Source organism: Streptomyces spectabilis, from assembly GCF_008704795.1.
Classification (GTDB): domain Bacteria; phylum Actinomycetota; class Actinomycetes; order Streptomycetales; family Streptomycetaceae; genus Streptomyces; species Streptomyces spectabilis.
Genome location: NZ_CP023690.1, coordinates 8,972,490 through 8,997,978, shown reverse-complemented (window position 1 = coordinate 8,997,978; position 25,489 = coordinate 8,972,490). Strand labels below are relative to the sequence as shown.

Below are 25,489 nucleotides of genomic sequence, written 5' to 3'. Positions count from 1 at the left end.
TGCGGTCGCCACGCGCGTGGCGACCGCACGGTCTCAGCGGGCGCTGCCGGTGCCGATCGTCGGCAGGTAGCGCGGGGCCCGCCAGGCCTGAAGGCGGCGCTCCACCGCGGCGCCCAGGGACAGGAGTTCGGCGTCCTGGTGGTGTCCGGCCGTCAGGAGCACGCCGACGGGCAGCTCCCCGACGGACCCGGCCGGCACCGACAGGGACGGGTAGCCGGCGACGGCCGCCGGGGTGGAGGACGGGATGACGTCGTTGTCGCCCCGCTTGCAGTCGGTGGTCCAGGCGGGCGGGTTCGTCGGCGCGGCGATGGCGTCGAGGCGGTGGGTGGCCATGGTCTCGTCGATGGAGCGCCGCGAGAGGTCCTTCAGCTCGGCGCGCATGGCCTTGTAGGCGGGGTCGTCGGTGGACGGCGCCGCGAGCGCCTGCTCGAACAGCTCCTGCCCGGCGAAGCAGGTCTGCTCCTCGGGGTGGGTACGGTTGAACTCGATCAGCGCGGCGAGATCCCGCGGGCCCTTGCGAGTGGCGAGGTACGCGTCGATGTCGCGGTGGAACTCGCTGAGCAGCGCCGGGAATTCGAGCTCCGCGAGGCGCTTCTGGTACGGGGGCGTCACCTCGACGACCTCGGCCCCGGCTTTCCGCAGCTTCCCGGCGGTGCGCGTCATCAGGGCGTCCACGTCCGGGCCGAGCTCGGGCAGCCGCCACAGGCCGATGCGCTTGCCGTGCAGGCTGCCCGGGCGCACCTGCGCGTCGGGGAGGGCCTGCGCCCCGGCGGGGTGTCCACCGTCGCGGCCGCTGAGGACCGCGAGCGTGAGCGCGGTGTCGACGACGTTGCGCGCCATGGGTCCCGCGGTGTCCTGCTCGGCGGAGATCGGGACCACGCCGTCCTGGCTGACCACGCCGAGGCTGGGCTTGAGGCCGACCACGCCGTTCATCCCGGCGGGGCACACGATGGAACCGTCCGTCTCGGTGCCGATGGCCACCTGCGCGAGGGACGCCGCGAGCGCGGCGCCCGAACCGGCGGACGACCCGCACGGGTTGCGGTCCAGGACGTACGGGTTGTGGGTCTGGCCGCCCACCGCCGACCACCCCGATGTCGGCTTGGCGCCGCGGAAGTTGGCCCACTCGGAGAGGTTGGTCTTGCCGAGGATCACCGCCCCGGCCTTCCGCAGCCGCTTCACCAGCAGCGCGTCCGCGTCCGGCGGGCTCCCGGCGAGCGCGAGCGACCCGGCCGTGGTGGGCAGGGAGCGCGTGTTCACGTTGTCCTTGAGGAGGACGGGGATGCCGTCGAGGGGGCCGCGGGCGCGGCCCGCGCGGTGCCTCTCGTCGCTCGCGGCCGCCTGGCGCAGAGCCGTCGGGTCCGTGCGGAGGACCGCGTTGACCTTGGGGTCGACGGTGTCGATCCGGCGCAGATAGGCGGAGGTCAGCGCCTTCGAGGTCAGCGAGCCCTTCGCCATCCGCGCCTGTAGCCGCGGGATGGTCACCGTGTCCAGGTCGACGCCGAGGCCCGCGGCCGACGCCGGAGCGCTCGTGCCGTCATCGGCGCGCACGTCGGGCGTCCCCGCCCAGAGCGTGCCCGCGACGAGAGCGGCGGCCACCGTGGCAACGCCGCCCGTCCGCACGGCTCTTGAGCCCCCTGCCGTCGCTGCCGCACCTGCCGTCGCCGTCGTCCGCGTGCTCTTCGTACTCCTCGTGCTTCGCATGCTCCTCATGCGCCCTAGCCGACTACAGGGCGACGGACCCGCGCAAGGGCATCGCGGGCCGTACTCAGGGGCGGGCCTCGCAGGCCCCGGCGCGCCGCGCCGCCAGCAGGTCCGCCGCCCGCTCGCACCACTCGCGCGTCTCCCGCTCGAAGGCGAGCCCGCGCAGACAGGTCAGATAGGGCCCGACCCGCTGGCCCGTCCGCAGGAACTCCTCCTCGTCCAGGTCGCCGCGCAGCCGTCGCAGGAGCGCGCCGAGGACCTCGGTCTTGGCCTCGGCGACCCGCGCCCGGTCCCGCAGCTGCGCGATCACCGGCGTCGCGTCGACGCCGTCCACCGCCTGCACCTTGACCAGCAGGTCGTCGCGGATGAACGAAGGCTTGGCGGTGTCCGCAGCGAACCGCTCCAGCTCGGCGACACCCGCGTCCGTCACCGTGAAGAGCCGCTTGTTCGGCCGCCCTTCCTGCACCACCTCGCGCCCGGCCACCAGGCCCTCGCCCTCCAGGCGCGACAGTTCGGCGTACAGCTGCTGCGGCAGCGCGTGCCAGAAGTTGGCGACGCCGATGTCGAACCCCTTGGCGAGCTGATAGCCGCTGAACTCCCCGTCCAGCAGCGCCGCGAGCACCGCGTGCCGCAAGGCCATGCGCCACCGCCTCCCCTTCTCCTCGCCGCCTCTTCCCTTTGCCGACCGGCTCCCCCATCATAGTCATCGATCTGACTAGTTAGATTCTTGACTATGAGAGCCGGGGCCGGCCCCGGCGATACCACCCGCAGCCCTCAGGAGGTTCCACCGTGACCGCGAACCGTCTCGCAGCCACCGCCGACCGCTTCCGCGCCGCCGTCGAGAAGCGTGAACTCGCCGCCCTGGAAGAGCTGTTCACCCCGGACATCCGCTTCTACAGCCCGGTGAAGTTCCGGCCCTTCGAGGGCCGTGAGATGGTGCTCGGCCTGTTCGGCGTGCTCCTTCGCACCTTCGAGGACTTCCGGTACGTCGGGTCCTTCGACGGCACGTCGCAGACGAGCGCCGACGGGGCCGAGACCCCGTCGGCCGTCCTGCTGTTCCGGGCAACCGTCGGCGGCAAGGAGATCCACGGGATCGACCTGCTGCACGTCGACGAGGACGGCCGGATCAAGGAGTTCACGGTGATGGTGCGGCCGCAGTCCGCCGTGGAGCACCTCGGCAAGGCGGTGTACGCGGGTCTCGTCGCCGACGGACTCGTACCGCCGCTGCCCGAGGGGCGGTGAGCCCCGCCGGACAGCGGCGGGAGTCCCTGCCGCCTCAGGGGCCTCAGGAGCCGAGCGGAACGTCCAGGCGCGCCTTGCGGTGGCTGAAGACCGCGATCGAGTGCGGCCCGTGGTAGGCGCCCATGCCGCTCTCGCCGACCCCGCCGAACGGCAGCTCGGGGACGGAGAGATGGGCCATCGGCAGCCCGAAGCCGAGGCCGCCCGACGACGTCTCCGCGGCGATGCGCCCGCGCGTGTCCGCCGAGTCGGTGAAGGCGTACAGGGCCAGCGGCTTGTCCCGGTCGTTGATGAACGCGATCGCCTCGTCCAGGTCCGCCACCTCGACGATCGGCAGGACGGGCCCGAAGATCTCCTCCCGCATGACCGGCTCGTCGGGCCGCACCCCGGCGAGCACGGTCGGCGCGATGTACTTCGCGGCCCGGTCGGTCTGCCCGCCGGTGACGACGCGGCCCGAGCCGAGCAGCCCCGACAAGCGGTCGAAGTGCCGCTCGTTGACGATGCGCCCGTACGCGTCCGACGCCGCCGGGTCCGGCCCGTACAGCTCCTCGACCGCCTTGGCCAGGTCGGCTTCCAGCGCGCGGGCGGTGTCCGGGTCGGTGAGGACGTAGTCGGGCGCCACACAGGTCTGGCCCGCGTTCGCGAACTTGGCGCGGGCCAGGCGCCGGGCGGTCTCGGCGGTGTCGACGCCCGCGTCGACGAACACCGGTGACTTGCCGCCGAGTTCGAGCGTGACCGGCGTGAGGTGCTCGGCGGCGGCGCGCATGACGATGCGGCCCACGGTGCCGTTGCCGGTGTAGAAGATGTGGTCGAAGCGCTGCGTGAGCAGGGCGGTGGTCTCCGGCACCCCGCCCTCGACGACGGCCACGGCGTCGGTGTCCAGATAGCGCGGCAGCAGGTCCGCGACCAGCGCGGAGGTGGCGGGGGCCAGTTCGCTGGGCTTGACCACGACCGCGTTGCCCGCGGCGAGCGCTCCGGCGACGGGCACGAGGAGGAGCTGGGCGGGGTAGTTCCAGGGCGCGATCACGAGGACGACGCCGAGCGGGTCGTACTGCGTGCCCGCGCTCGCCGCGTCGCCGAAGACGCCGCTCACGTCGACGTGCTGCGGGCGCAGCCACTCCGCCAGGTGCTCCAGGGTGTGGTCGATCTCGCGGATCGAGAAGTCCACCTCGGAGCGGTAGGCCTCGGCCCGGGGCTTGCCCAGGTCCGCGTGGAGCGCGTCGGCCAGGTCTTCGCGGTGTTCGCTGAGCAGCGTCCGCAACCGGGTGAGCTGCCGCTCGCGCCAGTCGAGGGGGCGGGTGCGGCCCGAGCGGAAGGTCGCCCGGAGCCGGGCGACGAGGGCTGCGGGATCGGTGGGCGCGAGGTCGTTCATGAGGTCCTCTGTGGGGTTCGCGAGGGTGCGGTGTGGTGGGGCAGCAGCCCGGTGAGCAGGGCGTCCGTGGCGGGCCGCAGCAGGCGGGCCGCGTCGGGCGCGGTTTCGAGGCCGACGACGAGGGCGAGGCAGATGTCGGCGCGCTGCGCGGGCGTGGGGCCCGCGTCCGCCGCGCCAGGGGCGCTCCCGGGGCCCGGTTCCGCCCCCGCCGCCGCGAACTGCTCCGTCAGGAGCGCCCGGAGGCGGGCCGTGAACGCGTCGCAGATGTCGCCGGAGAGCCGTGCGCCCGGATCGAGGAGTTCCACGGCGTGCGGGGAGCGCCCCGTGAGGTCGAGGACCAGGTCCAGCTTCGCGGCGAGGATGCCGTGGACGCGCTCGGCGGGCGGGACCGCGGCGACGGCGGCGGCCTCCGCCCGCGCGAGCGCCCGGTCGTGCAGCCGCAGGGCGAGCCTGCGGACCGCGTCGTCCTTGCCGCGCACGTACTGGTAGACCGCCGACCGCGACACCCCCATCTCGCGGGCTATGTCGTCCATCGTGGTGCGCCGCACGCCGTACCTGCTCAGACAGGCGTACGTCGCGTCGAGGACCTCGGGGAGACGGTCGGCGGCCACGGTCAGCCCAGCGCCTTCACGAGGTCGGCGGCCAGCGGCGCGGCGGACGCCGGGTTCTGGCCGGTGTACAGATTGCGGTCGACGACCACGTACGGGGCCCACGGCTGCCCCTCCTGGAAGTCGACGCCGAGGGCCACGAGCCGGTCCTGGAGCAGCCACGGGGCGCGGTCGGCGAAGCCGGACTGGGCCTCCTCGGCGTTCGTGAAGGCCGTGACGCGGTAGCCCGCGAAGGGCGATCCGCCCTCGGCTCCGGTGGCGAGCAGGGCGGCGGGGCCGTGGCAGACGATGCCGAGGGGCTTGCCGGAGGCGAGGGCCTCGCCGAGGAGGGCGCCGGACGCGGCGTTCACCGCCAGGTCCTCCATCGGGCCGTGGCCGCCCGGGTAGAAGACGGCGGCGTACTCGTCGAGCCGCACGTCCTCAAGAGCGACGGGCTGCCGCAGGGCGGTGACGCGCCTCAGGTCCGCGGCGATCGCGTCGGCGTTCTCCTGCCCGCCGTTCAGCTCGGGCGCGAGGCTCGCGGGGTCCATCGTCGGCACGACGCCACCGGGCGTCGCGACGACCACGTCGTGGCCCGCCGCGGTGAAGGCCAGCCACGGGGCCGAGACCTCCTCGGCCCAGAAGCCGCTCGGGTGCGCGGTGCCGTCCGCCAGCGTCCATACGGCGGAGCCGGTGACCACCATCAGGATCTTCGCCATGTCTGTCTCCTCTGCTGCGGGGCGTGCGCGCCTGCGCCGCTGTGCGGGGCTGTGCGTGCTGGGTTCCGTACGCACTGACGTTTCGTACACGAAGTGTCAGCACGTCTCGCCCTCGACCGTAGACCCACCTCCCATAGAGATCCAATAGGATCTCCGACATGCCCCATAGGGATTCCAATGGCACAGCCGCCGGAGGCGCCGCGGGCGCCCCGCAGGCCCCTCGCGCGCCGCTCGACCTGTCTCTGCTGCGCACCTTCCTCGCGGTCCACCGCTCCGGTTCGTTCACCGCGGCCGCGCGGCTTCTCGGTCTGTCGCAGCCGACGGTGACGACGCAGATCCGGTCCCTGGAGCAGCAGTTGGGGCGGGAGCTGTTCGAGCGGCGGCCGCGCGGTGCCGTGCCCACATCGGTCGCCGACGAGCTGGCCACCCAGGTGGCGGGCCCCCTGGACGCCCTCGCCGCGGTGGCCGACCGCGGCCCGCTGGCCACCGAGCGGACACCGGACCCGGTGCACCTCGCGGGCCCCGCCGAGCTGGTGTGCACCCGCGTCCTGCCCGCGCTCGCCCCGCTCACCGACCAGGGGGTACGGCTCCGGGTCACCATGGGCCTCACCGACGAGCTCCTGGACGGGCTGCGCGGCGGCCGCTTCGACCTGGTGATCTCCACGATGCGGCTGCGCGGCCGGACGCTCAGCGCGGTGCCGCTCGCCGACGAGGAGTTCGTGCTCGTCGCATCCCCCGAGTGGGCGCGGCGGATCGGCCCGGAGCGGGTCGCCGCGGACGGCGCCGCCGCGCTGCGCGGGGTGCCGCTCGTCGCGTACGCCGACGACCTGCCGATCGCCCGCCGCTACTGGTGGCACGTCTTCGGCGAACGGCTGACCGCGCGGCCCGCCCTGACGGTGCCGGATCTGCGCGGGGTGCGCTCGGCGGTCGCGGCCGGGGCGGGGATCTCGGTCCTTCCGCGCTATCTGTGCCTGGCGGACCTCGCGTCGGGCGCCCTGGTGCCGCTGCTCCTGCCGGAGGACCCGCCGATCAACACCGGCTATCTCGCCCAGCGCCCGGGCACGCCGCGCAACCCGCACGTCCTGCTCGTGCGCGACCGGCTGCTGCAGGCCGCCCCGTCCTGGTGACGCCCGGTCAGCCGTCGGCCGGACGAAGGATCCCGTCACCTGCCCGGAGGCCGTCCGCATGCGGTGCGGCCTGACGGCACGTTGGCTCGACGTCAGGCAGCACGGGCGCTTCCCCATTCCGGCGGCGCATGGACGTTCCGCCTCCCGTGCCGCCGGAGGGCAGATTCATGCGTACTACCCAGATATCCCTTCGCTCCGGCCTGACCGTCGCCGCCATCGCACTTCCCCTCGCTCTGAGCGCCCCCGTGGCGCTCGCGGCACCGGGGATCACCGTGACCGTCACCGGCACCACCGTGCAGGCCACCACGACCGCATGCGCCAACGGAGGCAAGGCCGCGTTGCTCAGCAACGGCGCGGCCAACTTCGCCCAGGGCCGACAGGCGACCCTGGCGGGCTCCAGCGCCTCCTGGCAGAACGTGACGCCCGGCACCCATACGGTCGTGGTGATCTGTCAGGACGGTTCGACGGCGGGCTCGCAGACCGTGACGGTCGCGGGTGCGCCGACGACGTCGTCGACGACGGCTCCCGCGCGCGGGGTGCGCGGCGGCTTCGGCGGCGCGGTCGAGGACTACGGAACGGTGACGCTCGCCGCGGGCGGCGCCCTGGTCGTCGCGGCTGTCGGCGGCGGCGCGTGGTACCTGCGCCGCCGCAGCGTCCGCGGTCACCTCTGACACCCCTTCCCCCACCGGAGCCGGGCAGCCGGTCCGGCTCCCCGAACCAGGCCGGGCCTTCGGGCCCGGCCTTCCGTCGTCCCGGGGCCCGCCCGCCCCCTTGTTCACGTCGCCCGCGCGCCTTACCGTCCTCCCAGCCGACTGGGAGGGCCGCCATGCCACGACCGCTCAGCGTCCAGCTGTACTCCGTACGCGACGAGCTGGCCGCCGACCGGCCGGGCACCCTCGAGCGGCTCGCGGCGATGGGGTACGGCGCGGTGGAGGCCTTCGACGTGACCGACGACGCGCCGGGGCTCGCCCGGATCGCCGACGGCCTGGGCCTCGCCGTATCGGGCGCGCACGTCGCGCACGCCCTGGCCGGGGACCCGGGGCCCGTCTTCGACGCGGCCGCCGCGCTCGGCACAGGGCTCGCCATCGTGCCCGCGGGCTTCCCGCACGAGGACTTCACGACGCGCGACGGCCTCGCCCGGGTCGCCGAGCGCCTCAATTCCCTCGCCCCGCGGGTCGCCCGGCACGGGCTGCGGCTCGGCTACCACAACCACTGGTGGGAGGTGGAGCCGCGGCTGGACGGCCGGCACGCCCTCGACGTGCTCGCCGGGCTCCTCGACCCGGACGTGTTCCTGGAGGTCGACACCTACTGGGCGGCGGTGGGCGGAGCGGACGTGCCCGCGCTGCTCGGCCGCCTCGGCGACCGCGTGCAGGCCCTGCACCTCAAGGACGGCCCCGGCACCAAGGACGATCCGAACGTGGCCGTCGGCGGCGGCACCATGCCGGTGCCCGAGGTCCTCGCGGCGGCGCCGGACGCCTGGCGGGTCGTCGAGTTCGACGCGTGCGCGGGCGACCTGTTCGGCGAGCTGGCCGCGAGCCGCGTCTACGTCAGCGCCCTGGAGGCGCCGTGAGCGGCGCGGGCGGCGTGAGCTCGGGCCCGGTCGGCGTCGCGGTCGTCGGCGCGGGCGTCATCAGCGCGGAGTACCTGCGGACCCTGAGCCGCTTCCCCGACGTGCGGCTCCTGGCCGTCGCGGACCTCGACCAGGAGCGGGCGGCCACCGCGGCCCGCGCCCACGGCATACCGCTGCACGGGGACGTGCCCACCGTCCTCACCGCACCGGACGTGGAGCTGGTGGTGAACCTGACGGTGCCCGCCGCGCACGCGGGCGTCGCGGCGGCGGCGCTGCGGGCGGGCAAGCACGTGTACGGGGAGAAGCCCCTGACGCCGACGCCGGTGGAGGCGGAGAAGCTCATCGCCGACGCGTCCGAGCGCGGGCTGCTGCTCGGCGGCGCGCCCGACACGTTCCTCGGCGCGGGCCTCCAGTCGGCGCTCCGCGCCGTCCGGGCGGGCCACATCGGCACGCCGGTGGCGGCGACCACGGCGGTGCAGAGCCTGGGCCCCGAGTCCTGGCACCCGGACCCGGCGTTCTTCTACCAGCCGGGCGCGGGACCCCTGTTCGACCTCGGTCCGTACTATCTGACGGCCCTGGTGGCGCTGTTCGGCCCCGTGTCGAGGGTGGCGGCGACGGCGGCGCGGGCCCGCGCGCGGCGCACGGTCGGCTCGGGCGCCAGGGCCGGGCAGTCGTTCCCGGTCGACGTACCGACGCACGTGAGCGCCCTTCTCGCGTTCTCCTCGGGCGCGAGCGCCAACGCGACGTTCAGCTTCGACAGTGCGCTGCCGCGCATCCGCTTCGAGGTCACCGGCACGGAGGGCACCCTCGCCGTACCGGACCCGAACACCTTCGGCGGTCCGCTGCGGCTGCGCCCGAACGGCTCCGACGCCTGGCACGAACTGCCCGTCCACGGGCGCACGGACGGCCGGGGTCTCGGCGTCCTGGACATGGCCCGCGCGATCCGCGCCGGAGCCGGGCGGATCACGCCCGACACCCAGAGCACGCACCGCGCCTCGGGCGCCCTGGCCCTGCACGTCCTCCAGACCATGACGGCGATCACCGAGTCCGCCGCCCGGTCCACGTTCACCCCGCTCGCCACCCAGGTCGTGCCCCCGGCACCGCTGCCCGACGACTGGGACCCGACGGCGGCGACCCTCACCGGGACGTGACGCCCGGCGCGCCGACGGCCTGGGGTACGGCCGGCTAGGCCTCACCGGCGCGGTCGTGGACCTCGTCCGCCAGGTCTGAGGGGCCGTTGGGCCCGGGCGCGGTCAGTTCGTCGAGCGCGCGGGCCAGCCATCGCGTCCAGAACGTCTCCAGGTCGATCCCCGCCCGCAGCACCACGTGCCGCAGCCGGTCCTCGATCGCGTCGCTGCCGGGCGGGAAGTCACGGCACTCGATCTCCTCGTACTCCGCGAGCCGGTTCCGGTGGAGCGCGAGGTGGCGGCGCAGGTCCTCCTCGATGCCGTCGGTGCCGACGACGGCGGCGGCCCGCAGCCGCAGGAGCAGCGCGTCGCGCATCGGCTTGGGGTCCTGGCCCGCCGCGGTCCAGCGCGCCAGCTCGGCGCGGCCCTCGGGCAGCACCTCGTAGCTCTTCTTCTGGCCGCGGGTCGCCGTCGCGGACGGCAGGGCCCGGATCAGGCCGTCCCGCTCGAGCCTGCCGAGTTCGCGGTAGATCTGCTGGTGCGTGGCCGACCAGAAGTAGCCGATCGACCGGTCGAAGCGCCGGGTCAGCTCCAGGCCCGACGACGGCTTCTCGAGCAGGGCGGTGAGGATCGCGTGCGGCAGTGACATGCGGGCATCCTAGGGACGCGGCGCGGCCGTGCGTCCGGCCGCGCCGCGGCCGCTCACAGCGCGGCGGCCAGCTCCGTGCCCTGCTTGATGGCGCGCTTGGCGTCCAGCTCGGCGGCGACGTCGGCGCCGCCGATGAGGTGCGCGGCCACGCCCGCGGCCAGCAGGCCGTCGTACAGGTCGCGCCGGGGTTCCTGGCCGGTGCAGAGCACCACGGTGTCCACGGGGAGCGTGCGCGCGGCGCCGTCGACCGTGAGGTGCAGGCCCTCGTCGTCGATGCGGTCGTAGCGGGCGCCCGCGACCATCTCGACGCCCCGGTGGCGCAGTTCGGCGCGGTGGATCCAGCCGGTGGTCTTGCCGAGGCCGCCGCCGACCTTGGACGTCTTGCGCTGGACGAGGTGGACGGTGCGCGGCGAGAGGGGCCGCTCGGGCGCGGCGAGCCCGCCGCGCTCCCGGTAGTCCATGTCGACGCCCCAGTGCTTGAAGTACGTCGCCGGGTCGAGGCTGGCCTTGTCGCCGCTGTCGGTGAGGTACTCGGCGACGTCGAAGCCGATGCCGCCCGCGCCGACGATCGCCACCCGGTCGCCGACGGGCGCGCCGTCGCGCAGCACGTCCAGATAGCCGACGACGCTCGGGTGGTCGACGCCCGGGATGTCCGGGGTGCGGGGTGTGACGCCGGTGGCGACCACCACGTCGTCGTACCCGGCGCCCGTGAGCAGGTCCACCGTCACGCGGGTGTTCAACCGCACGTCCACGCCGCGCAGTTCGAGCTGGGTGCGGTAGTAGCGCAGCGTCTCGTCGAACTCCTGCTTGCCGGGGACCCTGCGGGCCACGTTCAGCTGGCCGCCGATCTCGGCCGCGGCGTCGTAGAGCGTCACGTCGTGGCCGCGCTCGGCGGCGGAGACGGCGCAGGCGAGTCCGGCGGGGCCCGCGCCGACCACGGCGACGCGCTTCCTGCGGCGGGTCGGCGCGAGGACGAGCTCCGTCTCGTGGCAGGCGCGCGGGTTCACCAGACAGGAGGTGATCTGGAGGTTGAAGGTGTGGTCGAGGCAGGCCTGGTTGCAGCCGATGCAGGTGTTGATGGCGTCGGGCTGCCCCTGCCGCGCCTTGGCGACGAAGTCCGGGTCGGCGAGCAGCGGGCGGGCGAGGGAGACCATGTCGGCGGCGCCGTCGGCGAGCAACTGCTCGGCGAGTTCAGGGGTGTTGATGCGGTTGGTCGTCACCAGGGGCACGGACACCTCGCCCATGACCTTCTTGGTGACGAAGGTGTAGGCGCCGCGCGGCACCGAGGTCGCGATGGTGGGCACGCGCGCCTCGTGCCAGCCGATGCCGGTGTTGATGATGCTGGCGCCCGCGGCCTCGATCTCCTTGGCCAGCTGGACGACCTCGTCGAGCGTGGAGCCGCCGGGCACGAGGTCCAGCATGGACAGGCGGTAGACGATGATGAAGTCGTCGCCGAGGCGCTCGCGCGTGCGGCGCACGATCTCGACGGGGAAGCGGATGCGGTTCTCGTAGGCGCCGCCCCAGCGGTCGGTCCGCCGGTTGGTGGGGGCCGCGATGAACTCGTTGATCAGATAGCCCTCGGAGCCCATGATCTCGACGCCGTCGTAGCCCGCGTGCCGGGCGAGTTCGGCGGTGCGGACGAAGTCCTCGATGGTCCGCTCGACCTCGTCCGCCGTCAGGGCGCGGGGCGGGAACGGGCTGATCGGCGCCTGGAGCGCGCTCGGCGCGACCAGGTCCGCGTGGTAGGCGTACCGCCCGAAGTGCAGGATCTGCATCGCGATCCTGCCGCCCTCGCGGTGCACGGCGGCGGTGATCGGCGCGTGCTGCTCGGCCTCCGCCTCGGTGGTGAGCTTGGCGCCGCCCTCCCAGGGGCGCCCTTCCTCGTTCGGCGCGATGCCGCCGGTGACGATGAGGCCGACGCCGCCGCGCGCCCGGGTCGCGTAGAACTCGGCCATGCGCGCGAACCCGCCCGGCGCCTCTTCGAGGCCCACGTGCATGGAGCCCATGAGGACCCGGTTGGGCAGCGTGGTGAAGCCCAGGTCGAGCGGGCTGAGCAGGTGCGGATAGCGGCTCTGGGAGTCCATGCGGCCTCTTTCGTACGCGGAGCGCGAAGTCGTCAGGACAGTTGTAGGCCAGCCCCACCCCTTATGCAACTAGTTGCACAACGGGCGGGACGCAGCTCACACCCTGGCGGCCGGCCGCCGCCCCTCACTCCCCCTGCGCGTTGTCCTGGAGGAACCGCTCCACCTCGCTGGCCACCCCCGCCTTGGCCGTCGACGCCCTGGCGCCCGCGCGCGTCGACGCCTCGTGCACGCCGAGGCCGCCCACCCACACGTAGCCGAACGACGGTTCGCCGTCGAGCCGCGGGCTGACCTGGACGTCCACCTGCTTGAGCTTGGCCACGGGCGCCGCCGCGTAGAGGGTCGCCGTCACCCGGCGCTGCGGGTACAGATTGAAGTCCCGGATGACGACCGAGCCGTACTCGTCGACGAACGCCCCGTGTCCGTCCCGGCCCACGCGCACGTCGAAATGCCATGGGTGGTCGTGCAGATCGATGGTGACGAACTCGGAACCGCGGTTCTCGAAGGTGACGTCGAAGGCGATGTAGGTCAGGCCCTTGGCGTCCTCGTCCCGGCCGCGCTTGGGAGTGGCCCGCTTGAGGCCGTGCACCCGCACGCGCAGCCCTGCCAGTTCGTCGGACTGGTACTCCTGCCAGTCCCCGACGACGTTCGGTACGTCCATCTTCCCCACCCTTCGGTCGGCACAAGGCTAGAACGAGCTGCCTCTCTGACCTTTCCCCACTTGATCACTACCGGCCGGAGCGGCTAGTTATCCCCGGGCGCACGCGTGACCGATGACTTCTCGCCGCCGCCCCGTCCCGCCGCCGCCCCCGCCGTCGCCCACGCCGCGCGGGTCCGGGACACCGCGTTCGGCCGTCGGGCCGCCGACGTGCGCGGGACCCCGTGAGGGTCGTGTCCGAAAACCGCCAGCCGCGCCCTCGCGCGCGACGCAGACTGATCACAAGGACACGCTCCCCCGACCCCCTCCGAGCCTCCGGAGGGGATCCGGAACCCGCCAGACCATCGGAGAGGACAGGCGCGATGACCGTCTACACCACCCTCGACAGCCCGCTGGGCGACCTGCTGCTCGTCGGCGAGCCCTCGGCCACCGCCAAGGGCGGCACGGCGCTCGCCTCGCTCTCGATGCCGGGGCAGAAGGGCGCGGCGGCCGTCCAGGACGCCTGGATCCGTGACGACGAGGCGTTCACGGCGATCGCCGACCAGCTGCGGGCGTACTTCGCGGGCGCCCTGACGCAGTTCGAGATCGAGTACGCCACCGGGTCCGGCACGGACTTCCAGCGCAAGGTCTGGGACGCCCTGGACTCCGTGCCGTACGGCACCACCACCACGTACGGGGCGCTCGCCGCGCGGCTCGGCCTGTCCCGCGCCGCCGTGCGCGCCCTGGGCACCGCCATCGGCCGCAATCCGCTGCTCGTGGTGCGCCCCTGCCACCGCGTGATCGGCGCGGACGGCTCGCTGACCGGCTACGCGGGCGGTCTGGAGCGCAAGCGGCAGCTCCTGGACCTGGAGACGGCATGACCAGGACCACGCCCGCCCCGGCGGCACCGGGAGCGACCGGGCCCTCCCTGGCCGGGCCCTCCACCGCCGGACCCGCCGCCCGGGTCGCCGCCGCAGACTGGCCGGGGGTCGCCGCCGGGCTCGGCGCCCACGGCTGCGCCCTGACGCACCCGCTGCTCGACCCCGACGCGTGCCGGTCGATCGCCGCTCTGTACGACGAGGCGAACCTGTTCCGCGCGACCGTGGACATGGCCCGGCACCGCTTCGGCTCCGGTCAGTACCGCTACTTCGGCCACGACCTGCCGCGCCCGGTCGCCGAGCTGCGCGCCGCCCTCTACCCCCGGCTCCTGCCGATCGCCCGGGACTGGGCGGCCCGCCTCGGCCGCCCCGCCCCGTGGCCCGACGACCTCGACGAGTGGCTCGACCGCTGCGACCGCGCGGGCCAGTCCCGGTCCTCGCAGATCCTGCTGCGGTACGAGACCGGCGACTGGAACGCGCTGCACCGCGACCTCTTCGGCGAGCTGGTCTTTCCGCTCCAGGTCGTCATCGGCCTCGACGTCCAGGGCGAGGACTACACCGGCGGCGAGTTCCTGCTCGTCGAGCAGCGCCCGCGGGCCCAGTCCCGGGGCACCGTCACCGTGCTGCCGCAGGGGCACGGCCTGGTGTTCACCACCCGCGACCGCCCGGTGCGCTCCGCCCGCGGCTGGTCGGCGGCCCCGGTCCGGCACGGCGTGAGCACGGTCCGCTCGGGCCTGCGGCGCTCCCTCGGCCTGGTGTTCCACAACGCGTAGTCACCGCTCCGGCGGCCTCCGATCGCCGCTGTCGGGCGGGCGAGGACCGGACGCGTCCCGCGCGTCCGGGGCCCGGGGCGTGCCCTCCTGCCGCTGCCAGGCGGCGTACAGGGTGGACAGGCCGATCGCGACGGTCGACACCGTCTCGGCCCTCACCCCGCACAGAATGAGGACGACTCCGGTCACCAGGACCGCGAGGAACGCGGCGAGGTCGGTTCGCCGCCGTGGAAAGTGCATCGCTGTGCCTCTCTGATTCTCTTGCCCCGTCTGCCGCCTGATGTCGTGTCAGGCGGCAATCAGGCTGACGAGGGTGCGAAGTGTTGCGGTAGGCGGCACAGTTGCCACGTGTCGCAACGCCGAGCGGCAGGAGCAGTCAGGGAACACATGGAGGGGACATGGGCAGCCTGGTGCCGCTGGGCGGGCAGCTTCCCGACGAGTCACGGGCGCTCGCCGAGGCGCTGCGCCGCCTCTTCGACGGGCTCGGGCTCAGCGTGCGCCGGTACGCGGCCCGGCGGAGCTGGGACGCCGGGTCCCTGTCCCGCTTCCTCAACGGCACGCGCATCCCGACCTGGGAGTTCGTCAACTCCCTCTGCCACGACGTGGCCGAGCGGCAGGGCAGGCCGCCCACGCCCGAGGCCATGGAGCTGCTGCGCCGGCTGCATCGCGAGGCACTGGCCCGCAGCGGCTCCCCGCTCCACCGGGTGCAGCTTCTGGAGGACCAACTGGCCGAGGCCGACCGGCAGTCGACCCGCTCGGCGGCGCTTGTGCGGGCGCTGGAAGGGGCGTTGGTCGACGCGCAACACCGCGCGGCGGACCTGGAGGTACAGATCGGACAGCTGCGCGCGCACCAGGGCCGCGAGCACGCCGACGCCGACAAGGTGCTCCAGCTGTACGAGGACCAGCTGGCCGGGCTCCGCAGGGAACGGCAGTCCCTCATGCAGCAGGTCGAGGCGCTCGGCGGGGAGCTCCGCGACGCCCACGCCCGCCGCGTCGAGGCGGAGCAGCGCTGCGAGGAGCTGGAGCGTCAGCTGATCGCGGCCGAGGAGCACTGGCAGGACGACGACGCCCCGCACCCTCAGGAGGCCCGCCGGGAGCCCGATGGCGGCCCCGAGGGCGCCGCCCCCGGCGAGCCGCACGCGGCAGCGGCTCCGCCCTCGCCGCCGCGCCCCCGTCCGCCCGGCAGGAGCCCGTCACCGGGATCGCTGAACCCCGGCTACGTCTTCGACACCTTCATCGTCGGTGAGTCCAACCGCTTCGCGAACGCGGCCGCCCTCGCCGCCGCGAAGCGGCCCGGACGGGCGTACAACCCCCTGTTCATCTACGGCACTTCGGGGATCGGCAAGACGCATCTGCTGCACGCCGCCGCGCACTGCGCGCGCGACCTCCACCCCGACCTGCACGTCCGGTACGTGCACGCGGAGGACTTCTCCATGCCCCGGGGAGGCCACCGAGAGGCGGACATCCTGCTGGTCGACGACCTCCACTTCCTGGCGCACACCAGGTCGACGCACGCGGAGTTCCTCCACACCTTCAACGCGCTCCACGAAGCGGGCAAGCAGCTCGTCCTCGCCTCGGACCGGCCACCCAAGCAGCTGACGAACCTCGAAGCAGGGCTGCGCGGCCGCCTGGAGTGGGGCCTGATCACCCACATGCAGCCGCCCGAGCTGGAGACGCGCGTCGCGCTCCTGCACCGCAAGGCCGCGGCCGACGGGCTCGACACCCCGGCGGAGGTGCTCGAATTCATCGCCACCCGCACCCCGCGCAGCATCCGGGAGCTGGAGGGCGCGCTGAACCGGGTGACGGCGTTCGCCAACCTCAACCAGCAGCCGGTGGACATCGGCCTGGCGGAGATCGCCCTCAAGGACCTGGTGCCCGACCGCGCGCCGTCGCGCGGGGAGCGGTTCGGCCAGCTGATCATCACCGAGACCTCGGACTACTTCGGCCTGGCGGCGGACGACCTGTGCGGAACGTCCCGGAGCCGGGTCCTGGTGACGGCACGTCAGATCGCCATCTACCTGTGCTGCGAGCTGACGGATCTGCCCCGGCCGAAGATCTGCGCGCTCTTCAACCGGCACGACACGGCCATCGTGGACCACGCGGCCCGCAAGATCCGCGCGCTGATGGCCGAGCGCCGCTCCATCTTCAACCAGATCACCGAACTCACCCGCCGGATCATGGACGCCGCCGACTGACGGGGTCGTCGCGTCAGTCGAGCCCGCTCACCCGCAGCGTGATGTTCAGACGCCCCGTCAGGCCGAGCTCCGATGGTGCCGTACCGGCGTGGATCCGCGGGACGCCGTGGTACGCGAGACGGGACGGGCCGCCGAACACCATGAGGTCGCCGCTGCGCAGCTCGACGTCCGTGTACGGACGCGAGCGCGTCTCGGTGTTGCCGAACCGGAAGACGCACGCGTCCCCGATGCTCAGCGACACCACCGGCGCGCCGGACTTCTCGTCGCTGTCGCGGTGCATGCCCATGCGGGCGTCGGCGTCGTAGTAGTTGACGAGCGCGATGTCGAACGCGGACGAGTCACCCGCGTCCGCACCGGCGACGGCCTCCCCGTACGCGTCCCGCACCGCCGCGCGCCCCAGCTCCGCGAGCCACCCGGGCATCGGCTTCACCGGCGCGCCGTCGCCGTCGACGACGGTGCGCGCGTAGCCGTACGGGTACCAGTGCCGGCCGAGGCACACCTGGCGGGCGGTCATCGTGCCGCCGCCGGGCAGGTGGACGGTGCGCAGGCCCGCGGGCGGGCGCGCCCACTCCCGGCAGGCGGCGAGGAGTTCGCGCTGGCGGTCGATGCCGAGCCAGCCGGGCACGTGCACCGCGCCCGGGGCCACCTCGCCGCGCTCGCGCGGGAACAGCTCGTCGGTCATCAGCGCTTGACGGCCCGCAGGATCACGAACTTGCGGTTGCTCGCGGCCACTTCGACGTTGCCGAACAGCCGCTTCAGCCGCACGTGGTAGCCGAGGTGGCGGTTGCCGACGACCCACAGCTCGCCGCCGGGCCGCAGCGCGGTGCGGGCGCCGCGGAACATCCGCAGGGCCGTCGCGTCGGTCGTGGCCTGGTGGCTGTGGAAGGGCGGATTGTTCAGGACCAGGTCCACGGACGCGGCGGGCATCGCCGTCAGCGCGTCCCCGGCCAGGAACTCGGCCTTCGCGGCGGACGCGTTGGCCCGGAACGTGGCCTCGGCCGAGGCGACCGCCTGGTAGGACTCGTCGACGAACGTGACCCGGGCCTCGGGGTTGGCGGCCGCCGCGGCCGTGCCGAGCACGCCGTTGCCGCAGCCCAGGTCCACGACGTGGGCGTCGCCGTGGCTCGCGGGCAGGTGCTGGAGGAGGAACCGCGTGCCGATGTCGAGGCGTTCGGCGCAGAAGATGCCCGCGTGGTTGACGGCGGTCAGGCCCGCGCCCGCCCCGGAGTCGACGGGCAGGACGTACCGGCGCGGCCAGGGGCTGGGCTCGCGGGCCCGCTCCGGGTCCGGCGTGGTGAAGATCAGCCGGGCCTTCTGCCGGGCCAGCGAGGTGCGCGTCGGGCCGATGATCCGCTCGAAGAGTTCGAGCGTCGAGGTGTGGATCTCGGTGACCATGCCGGTGCCGACGACGACGGTGTCCGCGTGCAGGGCGGGGGCGATCCGGTGCAGCTGGTCCTCCAGGAGCGCGAGGCTCTTGGGCACCCGCACCAGCAGGACGTCGATCCGCTCCGGCGGAGTGTCCCGCGTCGTCAGCAGTCGGGCCGGGTCCGGCGCGTGCCCGGCCCGCTCCAGGTTGGCGAGGGTCGCCTGCCGGGCGAGGAAGGAGTCGGTGATCAGCACGGGCCGGTGCGCGGCGAGCGCCGTGGTCAGCGCCCCCCACCGGTCGCCGATCACGGCCACGGTGCCGTCGAGGCCGACCGGCGCACCGCCTTCCTCTCCCGCCAGGTGCCGCAGCAGATAGGCGTCGGCCGCGGACCAGGCCCGCAGCTGCTCGCGTGGGTCCTCCGGGAAGCGTGTGAGGTCGTACGCACCCCATGACGTGCTCAAACGGTTCATCGTGCCCTCAGGCTACTGGTCCGTGCGCGGCGGCGCGGACCCGGCCGACGGCTGCCCCTGCCGTCGGCGCCCTCGCTGCCCGGTCCCGCGCGGGCGGCCTCCATGACGGCACCCCGCTCATCATGTGACCGGACGATGACAACGGCTCTCGCCCGTGATCCGCGCTGATTGCCTGGCGCCATGAACACCGAGACCGACACCTCGTCCCGGCGGGCCCGGCGCACGCGCCGTCGCCGCCCTCTCCTGCTCGCCGCCCTGCTCACCGCCGCGACGGCCGCGGCCCTCACGGGCTGCGGCGCGGGCGACGACGCCCCCGGGCGGAGCGCCTCCGACGGCACCCCCGCCAAGACCGGCAAGAAGGTCCTGTGGATGGGCGACTCCATCGCCGGGAGCGAGGCTCCGGCCCTGGGCGCGGCGCTCGAGGCGAGTGGAGTGACGTTCAAGGACGCGTCCTCCACCGGCGGCGGCACCGTCGTCACCGGGGACAAGATGGCGGGCCAGATCGCCCGGACGACGTGGAAGGACCTCACCGAGAACATCGCGTCCTTCCGGCCGAACGTCATCGCCTACCAGATCACCACCTACGACTGGGGCACCTCCGCCCAACAGCGCGCCTCGTACGGGAAGCTGGCGAAGACGGCGCGCCGGGCCGGTGCCGAGCTCGTCCTCGTCTCCGCTCCGCCCTTCAAGATCGACGACTTCTACCGGAAGTACGAGGCCGCGATCAGGTCCGCGCCGAAGGCGGCGCAGCAGGTCGCCGCCGCCGGTGGCGGCAAGGTGCGCTTCTTCGACGCCGGTGCCCTGTGGGGTACGGACGCCGCCGCCGGCAAAGCGCAGCGCTCATCGGACGGCATCCACTCCTGCCAGCAGGGTTCGGCCGCCTTCGCCCAGTGGTTCACCGGGCGGCTCGGCAAGGAGCTCGGATTCGAGCCCGCCGCGCTGGAGAAGTGGGCGAACGGCAAGTGGACCGCGGACAAGCGGTTCGGCAAGCTCGGCTGCGGCTGAGCGGCACACGGGACCGTCATGCGACCGCTTCTGTCCGTTCCGTCCCGGCCCCGGCCGGGCCGTCGCGCCCGCCGTGCCGCACCGCCCGCCCGCGGCCGGGCGCGGCACATCGCCCCGCTGGACGGGCTGCGGGGGTGTGCCGTCCTCGCCGTCCTCCTGTTCCACGCGGGGCACCTGGGCGGCGGCTTCCTCGGCGTCGACCTCTTCTTCGTCCTGTCCGGCTTCCTGATCACGGGCCTGCTGCTCGGCGAGACCGCGCGCCGGGGCCGCGTGGACCTGGCCGCGTTCTGGGGGCGGCGGGCCCGGCGGCTGCTGCCCGCGCTGACCGTCATGGGCACCGTGACCCTGCTGCTCACCTGGGCCTTCGGCACCCCGGCGGTCCTGGGTTTCGCCCTCGACGACGCGCCGTGGGTGGCCGCCCAGGCCGTGAACTGGCACTTCGTCACCGAGCAGATCGGGTACTGGAACGCTTCCGGCACCCGCGTCTTCGCCCATCTGTGGAGCATCGCCGTCGAGTGGCAGTTCTACGCCGCCTGGCCGCTGGTGGTCGCTGTCGCCGGGCGCGGCCGGGGAGGAGAGCGGCGCGTCGCCGTTCTCGCCGGAGCGGGTGCGCTGGTGTCGCTCCTGCTGATGCTCCGCCTCGGCGACGCCGTGGACACCACCCGGGCGTACGAGGGCACCGACACGCGCGCCTTCGCGCTGCTGCTCGGCGCGCTCGTGGCCACCGCGCCCGTGCGGGGCCTGATCGCCCGCGTCCCGGCGCGGCTCGCGGGTGCCGCGTGTGCCCTGCTGGTCTGCGGGCTCGCGGCGGCGTGGGCGCTGACCGAGGGTCAGCACGCGCCGGGCCTCTTCCGGGGCGGCCTCTTTACGCATTCCCTGGCCTGCGCGCTGCTCATCGCGCTGCTCGCCGCCGCCCCCGACGGGCGCGTGGGCCGCCTGCTCGGCAGCGCCGTCCCCCGCCGCCTGGGTGAACTGTCGTACAGCCTCTACCTCTGGCACTGGCCGGTGTATCTGCTGCTGCCTGACGAGGTCCTCGGCGTCGGCGGCCGGGGCCGCACGGCGCTGGCGATCGCCGTGTCGCTGGGGGCGGCGGTGCTCTCGAAGGTCCTGGTGGAGGACCCGGTGCGGTTCCGCGCGCGGTGGGCCGCCGGGCGGCGGGGCCTGGTCGCGCTCGCCGCCGCGGCGGCCGTGGCGGCGGGCGTGTGGGCCCTCGTGCCGCAGCCCCACCCGGGCGCGGGAACGGTGGACGTGGAGCGGCTGGAGGCGACGTAGACGCGCGGGCCCATGGCATCCGGCGGTCGGCGAGAAGGGCGCACGAATGAGACAAACTGGCGGATACGAAGCACCTGAGGCAGGCGCTTCCGGACGAGGTGGCGGCTCCAGGAGGGGAACCACGTGCCGATGACGCGCGCAGCACCGCGGCGGGCCGGACGTCCGGCATCCGCCTGCGTGCTGCTCGCCGCGCTCGCGCTCTCCGGCTGCGGGATCGCGGACTCCGGGCCCGGACACGCCGGTGCGCCCGCGCGCGGGGCGTCGACGAAGACCGCGGACCGCACCCTGCGCATCACGCTCGTCGCCCCGCACGGCTCCTGGACCGTCACCCGGTCCGCGCCCGCCGGGGCCGGACCCCAGCAGGCGCTGGACGCGCTCCTCGCGGGCCCCACCACGGCCGAGCGGGCGCGCGGCATCACCACCGCGCTGCCGTCGGGGCGGCACCGGGTGCGCGCCGTGGCCGCCCCGGGAGCCGTCGACCTGTACCTGCCGTGGCTGGTGCCGGAGCTGGCGCGGACAGCTGTGAACCAGCTGGTGTGCACGGCCGCCGCCGCGCCCGGAGTACCCGGCGGGAAGCGACCCGTGGACGTGGTCGTACGGGTCCACGAGTCGGGCCTGACCGGCAGCCCGTGGCACGTCAGGTGCGACGAGACCGGTGCGGCCGCGCCCGCCGACGCGCCGCGTACGAACGGTCCCGCGCCGGGCTCCGCACAACGGCTCTCCGCCGAGGGACGCCGAGACAAGAGGTCGAACGTCGTGGAAAGTGAAGGTCTCTCATGACCCGCGTCCTGCTGATCGAGGACGACCCCGGAGTGCGCCGGGGCGTCACCCTCGGCCTGCGCCGCCGGGGACACGAGACCGAGGCCGTCGGCACGGGTGAGGACGGCCTGGAGTCGCTCACCGCCTTCGCCCCGGACATCGTCCTGCTCGATCTGATGCTGCCCGGCATGAGCGGCCTGGAGGTGTGCCGCCGCATCCGCGAGATCAGCCAGCTGCCCATCGTGATCCTCTCCGCGCGCAGCGACGACGTGGACGTCGTCGTGGGCCTGGAGGCGGGCGCCGACGACTACATCGTCAAACCCGCGAGCGACGAGGTCATCGAGGCCCGCATGCGCGCCGTCCTGCGCCGCCTCGCCCCGCCCCCGCACACCTCGGTGACCCCAGGGAAGCCCGAGGTCCACGGCGACCTGGACCTCGACCGGAGCGCGCTGCGCGTGGCCAAGCACGGCACCGAACTCACCCTGGCCCCCTCCGAACTCAAGCTCCTGCTCTTCCTCTCCGCGTCGCCGGAGGCCACCTTCAGCCGCCAGCAACTCCTGGAGCAGGTCTGGGAGCACAGCTACTACGCGGACGCCCGCCTCGTCGACGCGTGCGTGAAACGGCTGCGCGCCAAGATCGAGGACGACCCGCGACGGCCGCGCTACGTCCAGACGGTGCGCGGGTTCGGCTACCGGTTCGGCCCGCTGTGAGGCGCAGGGTCGTCCCGCGGGGGCTGCGCACCCGGCTCGTGGTCGCGTTCGTCCTCGTGTCCGCGCTCAGCGCCCTGACCACGGCCGCCCTGACCTTCCGGCAGGCGCGCGCCGCGATCCTCGACCGGGCCCAGGACAGCGCCGTGCACGACCTGCGCACCCAGGTCGACTCGCTTGCCCCGGACCTGCCGGCCTCCCCCGAGGACGCGGACCTGCGCGCCCTCGTGCTCCAGTTGGACCGTGCCAACGGCGCGCGCGGCTGGCGCACCGCGGCCGCCTTCCGCGGCGGCGCCCCCGTCGCCGTGGCGGCTCCGGCCCCAGCGCTGCCCGCCCGGCTGCGCGCCACCGGCGGCACCGCCCGCGGCGCCGTCGCCCAGCGCTTCCACCACGACGGGACGCCCTGGCTCGCCATCGCCCTGCCGGTCACCCGCGCGGAAGAGCCGTCCCGGCCCTCCGGACTCGTCGTGTACGCGTCCTTCTCCCTGGCGTCGCAGAGCCGGGACGTCGACACCCTCGTCTCCGCCGCCCGCGCGGGCGTCGTACCCGTCGTGATCCTGTCCGCCGTTCCCGCTCTGCTCGCCGCCCGCCGCGTCCTGCGCCCGGTACGCCGACTGCGCTCGGCCGCCGAGGACATGGCCGCGGGCGCCCTGGACACCCGCATCACCGTCGTCGGCGACGACGAACTCGCCGACCTGGGCCGCACCTTCAACACGATGGCCGCGACCCTCCAGACCGACGCCGCCACCCTGCGGAGCATGGAGGCCAAAGCGCGCCGGTTCGCCGCCGACGTGTCCCACGAACTGCGCACGCCGCTCGCCGCGATGACCGCCGTGACCGGCGTGCTCGACGCGGACGCCGCCGCCGGGGACCTGCGCCCGGAGACCGCGGAGGCGCTGGAGCTGGTCGCCGACGAGACCCGCAGGCTCGGCCGCATGGTCGAGGACCTGATGGAGATCTCCCGGTTCGACGCGGGCGCCGCCGCCCTGCACCTCGACGAGATCGACGTCGGCGAGCTCGTCGGCAAGACCCTGGGCCTGCGGCACTGGCAGGACCGGGTCGCTGTGGACGTGCCGACGGGGCTGCGCGCCCGCGTCGACCCGCGCCGCGTGGACGTCGTCCTCGCCAACCTGGTCGGCAACGCCCTGCGCCACGGCGGCCCCTCGGTCCCCGTACGCGTACGGGCCGGGGCCGTCGGGGACGCGCTCGTCCTCACCGTCACCGACGAGGGGCCCGGCATCCCCGAGAACGTCCTGCCGCACGTCTTCGACCGCTTCACCAAGGGCGACGCCTCCCGCACCCGGAGCGAGGGCAGCGGCCTCGGCCTGGCCATCGCCGCCGAGAACGCGCGCCTGCACGGCGGCACCCTCACGGCCGCCAACGCCCCCGGCGGCGGGGCGGTGTTCACCCTCACCCTGCCCCGGGACCCCGCATGAGGCGCCCCACCGCCCTGGCCCTGCTGCTCGCCGCGGCCCTGACCGCCTGCGGCATCGACGACACCGGCCCGGACCCGGCCGGACCCGCGGCCTCCGGAATGCCCCGCGCACACGACCGCTCCGCACCCGCCGTGCACGTGTACTTCTACTCCGCCACCGGTCTGGAGCGCGTCTCGCGCCTCTACCGCGGCCCCGACGCACGACAGCGGGCCATCGACGAACTGGTCCGGGGCCCCGACGCGGCCGAGCGCGCCCGGGGCCTGATCAGCTTCGTGCCCGCCACCGGCGCCGGCCCGACCCTGACCGTGGACGCGCACGGGACGGCCGACCTGTACCTACCTCCCACCTGGACGCCGGGCCGCACCGCCCTGCGCCAGCTCGTATGCACGGCCGCCGACGGATCCCGCACCACCAAGGTCCGCCTCCACCCCCCAGCCGACGGCCCACCGACCACGGAAAGATGCACACGCTAGGCAGAAACGACACCGAGCAGCGGCCGCAGGGCGCGCCTCATCAGGAGCGTCGCGGTCGCTGTCGGGGCATTGCGACGCGGGTGCGGTCGGGGTCGGTCGGGTGTTCGGGGTCGTACACCGCGAGGACGGGGCGGTCGAGGGCCGCGCGGTCCACGATCACGGGGACGGCGTGGCGTGTGCCGAGGTGGTCGTGGAAGACCACCGTGACCTCGCCGCGCCTGCCGCGCACCGGCCGCCAGCCCTCCAACTGGGCCTCGGCCGTGGTGAACCCGGAGCGCACCCGGCGCAGCGCGGCGGTCCTGCGCAGGCTCACGACGGCGCCCCACACCGCGACGAGCCCGCCGACGGCCGCCACCGACCACGAGAACGCCAGCCAGGCCGTCACGGAGTACCGCCCGACCGGCGCGAGCAGCATGAAGTCGGTGACCGTGCCGTACGAGACTCGGCCGTCGTCCATCGCGTCGTACCAGCCCGCGACGGCGGCGAGCGCGCTGAGGGCGATCACCACGCCCACCGTCGCCCGGTGCAGGAACCGGGCGGAGAGGAAGCCGAGCAGTACGGCCGCGCCGATGCCGAGCTCCGGGGCCAGGGCCACCATCTGGTCGCTGCCGCAGCCCACGTCGTCGTAGCAGGACCAGCCGGCGCTGGCGGCGTCGTACGTGCTCAGATGCCACACGAGCCAGACCTGCCAGGCGACGAGCGCGCAGGCGACCCCCCGCAGCACGACTCCATAGGTCTTCCGGCTCAACTCCCGTCCCTGCCTCAGTGGTTCGGCGGCGCCTCGGGGGCGCCGCACGGACAGCATCCGTCAATATCCGTGCAGGCTACACGCTGTCCGGGGCGGCCACCACGGGGCCCCGGGCCCGGCTCAGTCGCGGGCGAACCAGGTCGGCCCGTCCGCCATGGCCTGCTTGATGCGGAACAGACCGGTCTCGTGCAGCTCGGGAAGCCGGTCAAGCGCGAACCAGCCGACCTCCAGGGACTCGTCGTCGTTGACGCGGGGCTCACCGCCCACGGCCCGGCAGCGGACGGTGATGTCCATGAACTGGCAGACGTCGCCGTTGGGGTAGGTGACGGGCTCCAGGGTCTCCACGAGGACCACGCGCTCGGCCACGCACCGCACGGCCGTCTCCTCGAAGACCTCCCGCTCGGCGCACTCGGCGGGCTGCTCGCCCGGCTCCGGGATGCCGCCGATCACCGACCACTTCCCGTTGTCCGCGCGCCGTCCGAGCAGGACCCGGCCCTCGTCGTCGAAGACGATCGCGGTGATTCCGGGGAGCCACAGCAGTTGGTGGCCCACGTCGGCGCGCAGGGTCTTGATGAAATCCGGAGTAGCCATGATCAGCACC

27 protein-coding genes are annotated in these 25,489 nt (G+C 74.2%); 14 read left to right on the top strand and 13 right to left on the bottom strand.

Annotated elements, in window-relative coordinates; translation table 11 throughout:
• Nucleotides 1-33: 33 nt before the first annotated feature.
• Both CP982_RS38210 and CP982_RS38205 read right to left on the bottom strand, forming a co-directional pair.
• On the bottom strand, nucleotides 34-1,596 hold the full coding sequence (locus CP982_RS38210) for an amidase (protein WP_372503491.1): 1,563 nt from the start codon (nucleotides 1,594-1,596) through the stop codon (nucleotides 34-36).
• Between the two features lie 169 nt (nucleotides 1,597-1,765).
• Nucleotides 1,766-2,341 (bottom strand): PadR family transcriptional regulator, encoded by a 576-nt coding sequence (locus CP982_RS38205; protein ID WP_150514681.1) that lies wholly within the window; start codon nucleotides 2,339-2,341, stop codon nucleotides 1,766-1,768.
• A gap of 149 nt (nucleotides 2,342-2,490) precedes the next feature.
• Here CP982_RS38205 and CP982_RS38200 point away from each other — a divergent pair, with 149 nt between their 5' ends.
• Nucleotides 2,491-2,943 (top strand): nuclear transport factor 2 family protein, encoded by a 453-nt coding sequence (locus CP982_RS38200; RefSeq protein WP_150514680.1) that lies wholly within the window; start codon nucleotides 2,491-2,493, stop codon nucleotides 2,941-2,943.
• 43 nt (nucleotides 2,944-2,986) lie between these two features.
• Here the strand turns inward: CP982_RS38200 and CP982_RS38195 are convergent, their stop codons facing one another.
• From CP982_RS38195 to CP982_RS38185, 3 genes are read right to left on the bottom strand one after another with little or no spacing between them, the layout of a single operon-like run.
• A complete protein-coding gene (locus CP982_RS38195) occupies nucleotides 2,987-4,312 on the bottom strand; it encodes an aldehyde dehydrogenase family protein (protein WP_150514679.1) in 1,326 nt (441 codons plus the stop codon).
• A complete protein-coding gene (locus tag CP982_RS38190; RefSeq protein ID WP_150514678.1) occupies nucleotides 4,309-4,923 on the bottom strand; it encodes a TetR/AcrR family transcriptional regulator in 615 nt (204 codons plus the stop codon). Before CP982_RS38190 ends, CP982_RS38195 begins: the two co-directional genes overlap by 4 nt.
• Nucleotides 4,924-4,925: 2 nt before the next feature.
• Entirely contained in the window at nucleotides 4,926-5,618 is a 693-nt protein-coding gene (locus tag CP982_RS38185; RefSeq protein ID WP_150514677.1) for a type 1 glutamine amidotransferase domain-containing protein, read from the bottom strand.
• Nucleotides 5,619-5,776: 158 nt separating this feature from the next.
• On the opposite strand from CP982_RS38185, the gene CP982_RS38180 reads away from it, so the two are divergent.
• From CP982_RS38180 to CP982_RS38165, 4 genes are all read left to right on the top strand, one after another.
• Nucleotides 5,777-6,745, top strand: coding sequence for a LysR family transcriptional regulator (locus CP982_RS38180; protein ID WP_150514676.1), 969 nt, complete (start codon nucleotides 5,777-5,779; stop codon nucleotides 6,743-6,745).
• 167 nt (nucleotides 6,746-6,912) lie between these two features.
• Entirely contained in the window at nucleotides 6,913-7,416 is a 504-nt protein-coding gene (locus tag CP982_RS38175; RefSeq protein WP_150514675.1) for a hypothetical protein, read from the top strand.
• 155 nt (nucleotides 7,417-7,571) lie between these two features.
• Complete coding sequence (locus CP982_RS38170; protein WP_150514674.1) at nucleotides 7,572-8,315, top strand: sugar phosphate isomerase/epimerase family protein; 744 nt, start codon at nucleotides 7,572-7,574, stop codon at nucleotides 8,313-8,315.
• Between the two features lie 14 nt (nucleotides 8,316-8,329).
• Nucleotides 8,330-9,466, top strand: coding sequence for a Gfo/Idh/MocA family protein (locus CP982_RS38165; protein WP_150515933.1), 1,137 nt, complete (start codon nucleotides 8,330-8,332; stop codon nucleotides 9,464-9,466).
• A 34-nt stretch (nucleotides 9,467-9,500) separates the two neighbouring features.
• On the opposite strand, the gene CP982_RS38160 is transcribed toward CP982_RS38165, so the two are convergent.
• The 3 genes from CP982_RS38160 to CP982_RS38150 all read right to left on the bottom strand — a co-directional run bounded on the left by CP982_RS38160 (nucleotide 9,501) and on the right by CP982_RS38150 (nucleotide 12,833).
• Nucleotides 9,501-10,091 carry a PadR family transcriptional regulator gene (locus CP982_RS38160; RefSeq protein ID WP_150514673.1) on the bottom strand — a complete coding sequence of 197 codons (591 nt, stop codon included), beginning with the start codon at nucleotides 10,089-10,091 and terminating at the stop codon, nucleotides 9,501-9,503.
• Nucleotides 10,092-10,144: 53 nt separating this feature from the next.
• Nucleotides 10,145-12,175, bottom strand: a complete 2,031-nt coding sequence (locus CP982_RS38155) for an NADPH-dependent 2,4-dienoyl-CoA reductase (protein ID WP_150514672.1) — start codon at nucleotides 12,173-12,175, stop codon at nucleotides 10,145-10,147.
• A 124-nt stretch (nucleotides 12,176-12,299) separates the two neighbouring features.
• Nucleotides 12,300-12,833 carry a hypothetical protein gene (locus tag CP982_RS38150; protein WP_150514671.1) on the bottom strand — a complete coding sequence of 178 codons (534 nt, stop codon included), beginning with the start codon at nucleotides 12,831-12,833 and terminating at the stop codon, nucleotides 12,300-12,302.
• Nucleotides 12,834-13,192: 359 nt separating this feature from the next.
• Here CP982_RS38150 and CP982_RS38145 point away from each other — a divergent pair, with 359 nt between their 5' ends.
• Together CP982_RS38145 and CP982_RS38140 are read left to right on the top strand one after the other, a co-directional pair.
• On the top strand, nucleotides 13,193-13,690 hold the full coding sequence (locus CP982_RS38145) for a methylated-DNA--[protein]-cysteine S-methyltransferase (RefSeq protein ID WP_150514670.1): 498 nt from the start codon (nucleotides 13,193-13,195) through the stop codon (nucleotides 13,688-13,690).
• On the top strand, nucleotides 13,687-14,460 hold the full coding sequence (locus CP982_RS38140) for a 2OG-Fe(II) oxygenase (RefSeq protein ID WP_150514669.1): 774 nt from the start codon (nucleotides 13,687-13,689) through the stop codon (nucleotides 14,458-14,460). The genes CP982_RS38145 and CP982_RS38140 overlap by 4 nt, the downstream gene beginning before the upstream one ends.
• Here the strand turns inward: CP982_RS38140 and CP982_RS38135 are convergent, their stop codons facing one another.
• On the bottom strand, nucleotides 14,461-14,697 hold the full coding sequence (locus tag CP982_RS38135) for a hypothetical protein (RefSeq protein ID WP_150514668.1): 237 nt from the start codon (nucleotides 14,695-14,697) through the stop codon (nucleotides 14,461-14,463).
• Between the two features lie 158 nt (nucleotides 14,698-14,855).
• Here CP982_RS38135 and CP982_RS38130 point away from each other — a divergent pair, with 158 nt between their 5' ends.
• The gene (locus tag CP982_RS38130; RefSeq protein WP_170316580.1) at nucleotides 14,856-16,652 is read left to right on the top strand and encodes a DnaA ATPase domain-containing protein; all 1,797 of its coding nucleotides are present in this window, start codon (nucleotides 14,856-14,858) and stop codon (nucleotides 16,650-16,652) included.
• 13 nt (nucleotides 16,653-16,665) lie between these two features.
• Here CP982_RS38130 and CP982_RS38125 read toward each other — a convergent pair whose 3' ends face one another.
• A complete protein-coding gene (locus tag CP982_RS38125) occupies nucleotides 16,666-17,334 on the bottom strand; it encodes an alpha-ketoglutarate-dependent dioxygenase AlkB family protein (protein WP_150514667.1) in 669 nt (222 codons plus the stop codon).
• Nucleotides 17,334-18,488: a methyltransferase gene (locus CP982_RS38120; protein ID WP_150514666.1), complete on the bottom strand. Its 1,155-nt coding sequence runs from the start codon at nucleotides 18,486-18,488 to the stop codon at nucleotides 17,334-17,336. The genes CP982_RS38125 and CP982_RS38120 overlap by 1 nt, the downstream gene beginning before the upstream one ends.
• Nucleotides 18,489-18,668: 180 nt before the next feature.
• Here CP982_RS38120 and CP982_RS38115 point away from each other — a divergent pair, with 180 nt between their 5' ends.
• The 6 genes from CP982_RS38115 to CP982_RS38090 all read left to right on the top strand — a co-directional run bounded on the left by CP982_RS38115 (nucleotide 18,669) and on the right by CP982_RS38090 (nucleotide 24,140).
• Complete coding sequence (locus tag CP982_RS38115) at nucleotides 18,669-19,493, top strand: SGNH/GDSL hydrolase family protein (RefSeq protein ID WP_150514665.1); 825 nt, start codon at nucleotides 18,669-18,671, stop codon at nucleotides 19,491-19,493.
• A gap of 18 nt (nucleotides 19,494-19,511) precedes the next feature.
• Nucleotides 19,512-20,765 (top strand): acyltransferase family protein, encoded by a 1,254-nt coding sequence (locus tag CP982_RS38110; RefSeq protein WP_150514664.1) that lies wholly within the window; start codon nucleotides 19,512-19,514, stop codon nucleotides 20,763-20,765.
• A gap of 129 nt (nucleotides 20,766-20,894) precedes the next feature.
• Nucleotides 20,895-21,545, top strand: a complete 651-nt coding sequence (locus CP982_RS38105; protein ID WP_184924840.1) for a GerMN domain-containing protein — start codon at nucleotides 20,895-20,897, stop codon at nucleotides 21,543-21,545.
• Nucleotides 21,542-22,234 (top strand): response regulator transcription factor, encoded by a 693-nt coding sequence (locus CP982_RS38100; protein WP_150514663.1) that lies wholly within the window; start codon nucleotides 21,542-21,544, stop codon nucleotides 22,232-22,234. Before CP982_RS38105 ends, CP982_RS38100 begins: the two co-directional genes overlap by 4 nt.
• Nucleotides 22,231-23,667 (top strand): sensor histidine kinase, encoded by a 1,437-nt coding sequence (locus CP982_RS38095; protein WP_150514662.1) that lies wholly within the window; start codon nucleotides 22,231-22,233, stop codon nucleotides 23,665-23,667. Before CP982_RS38100 ends, CP982_RS38095 begins: the two co-directional genes overlap by 4 nt.
• The gene (locus CP982_RS38090; RefSeq protein ID WP_150514661.1) at nucleotides 23,664-24,140 is read left to right on the top strand and encodes a GerMN domain-containing protein; all 477 of its coding nucleotides are present in this window, start codon (nucleotides 23,664-23,666) and stop codon (nucleotides 24,138-24,140) included. Before CP982_RS38095 ends, CP982_RS38090 begins: the two co-directional genes overlap by 4 nt.
• 40 nt (nucleotides 24,141-24,180) lie before the next feature.
• Here the strand turns inward: CP982_RS38090 and CP982_RS38085 are convergent, their stop codons facing one another.
• Nucleotides 24,181-24,888 carry a hypothetical protein gene (locus CP982_RS38085; protein WP_150514660.1) on the bottom strand — a complete coding sequence of 236 codons (708 nt, stop codon included), beginning with the start codon at nucleotides 24,886-24,888 and terminating at the stop codon, nucleotides 24,181-24,183.
• Between the two features lie 120 nt (nucleotides 24,889-25,008).
• Nucleotides 25,009-25,479: an NUDIX hydrolase gene (locus CP982_RS38080; RefSeq protein ID WP_150514659.1), complete on the bottom strand. Its 471-nt coding sequence runs from the start codon at nucleotides 25,477-25,479 to the stop codon at nucleotides 25,009-25,011.
• Nucleotides 25,480-25,489: the final 10 nt, after the last annotated feature.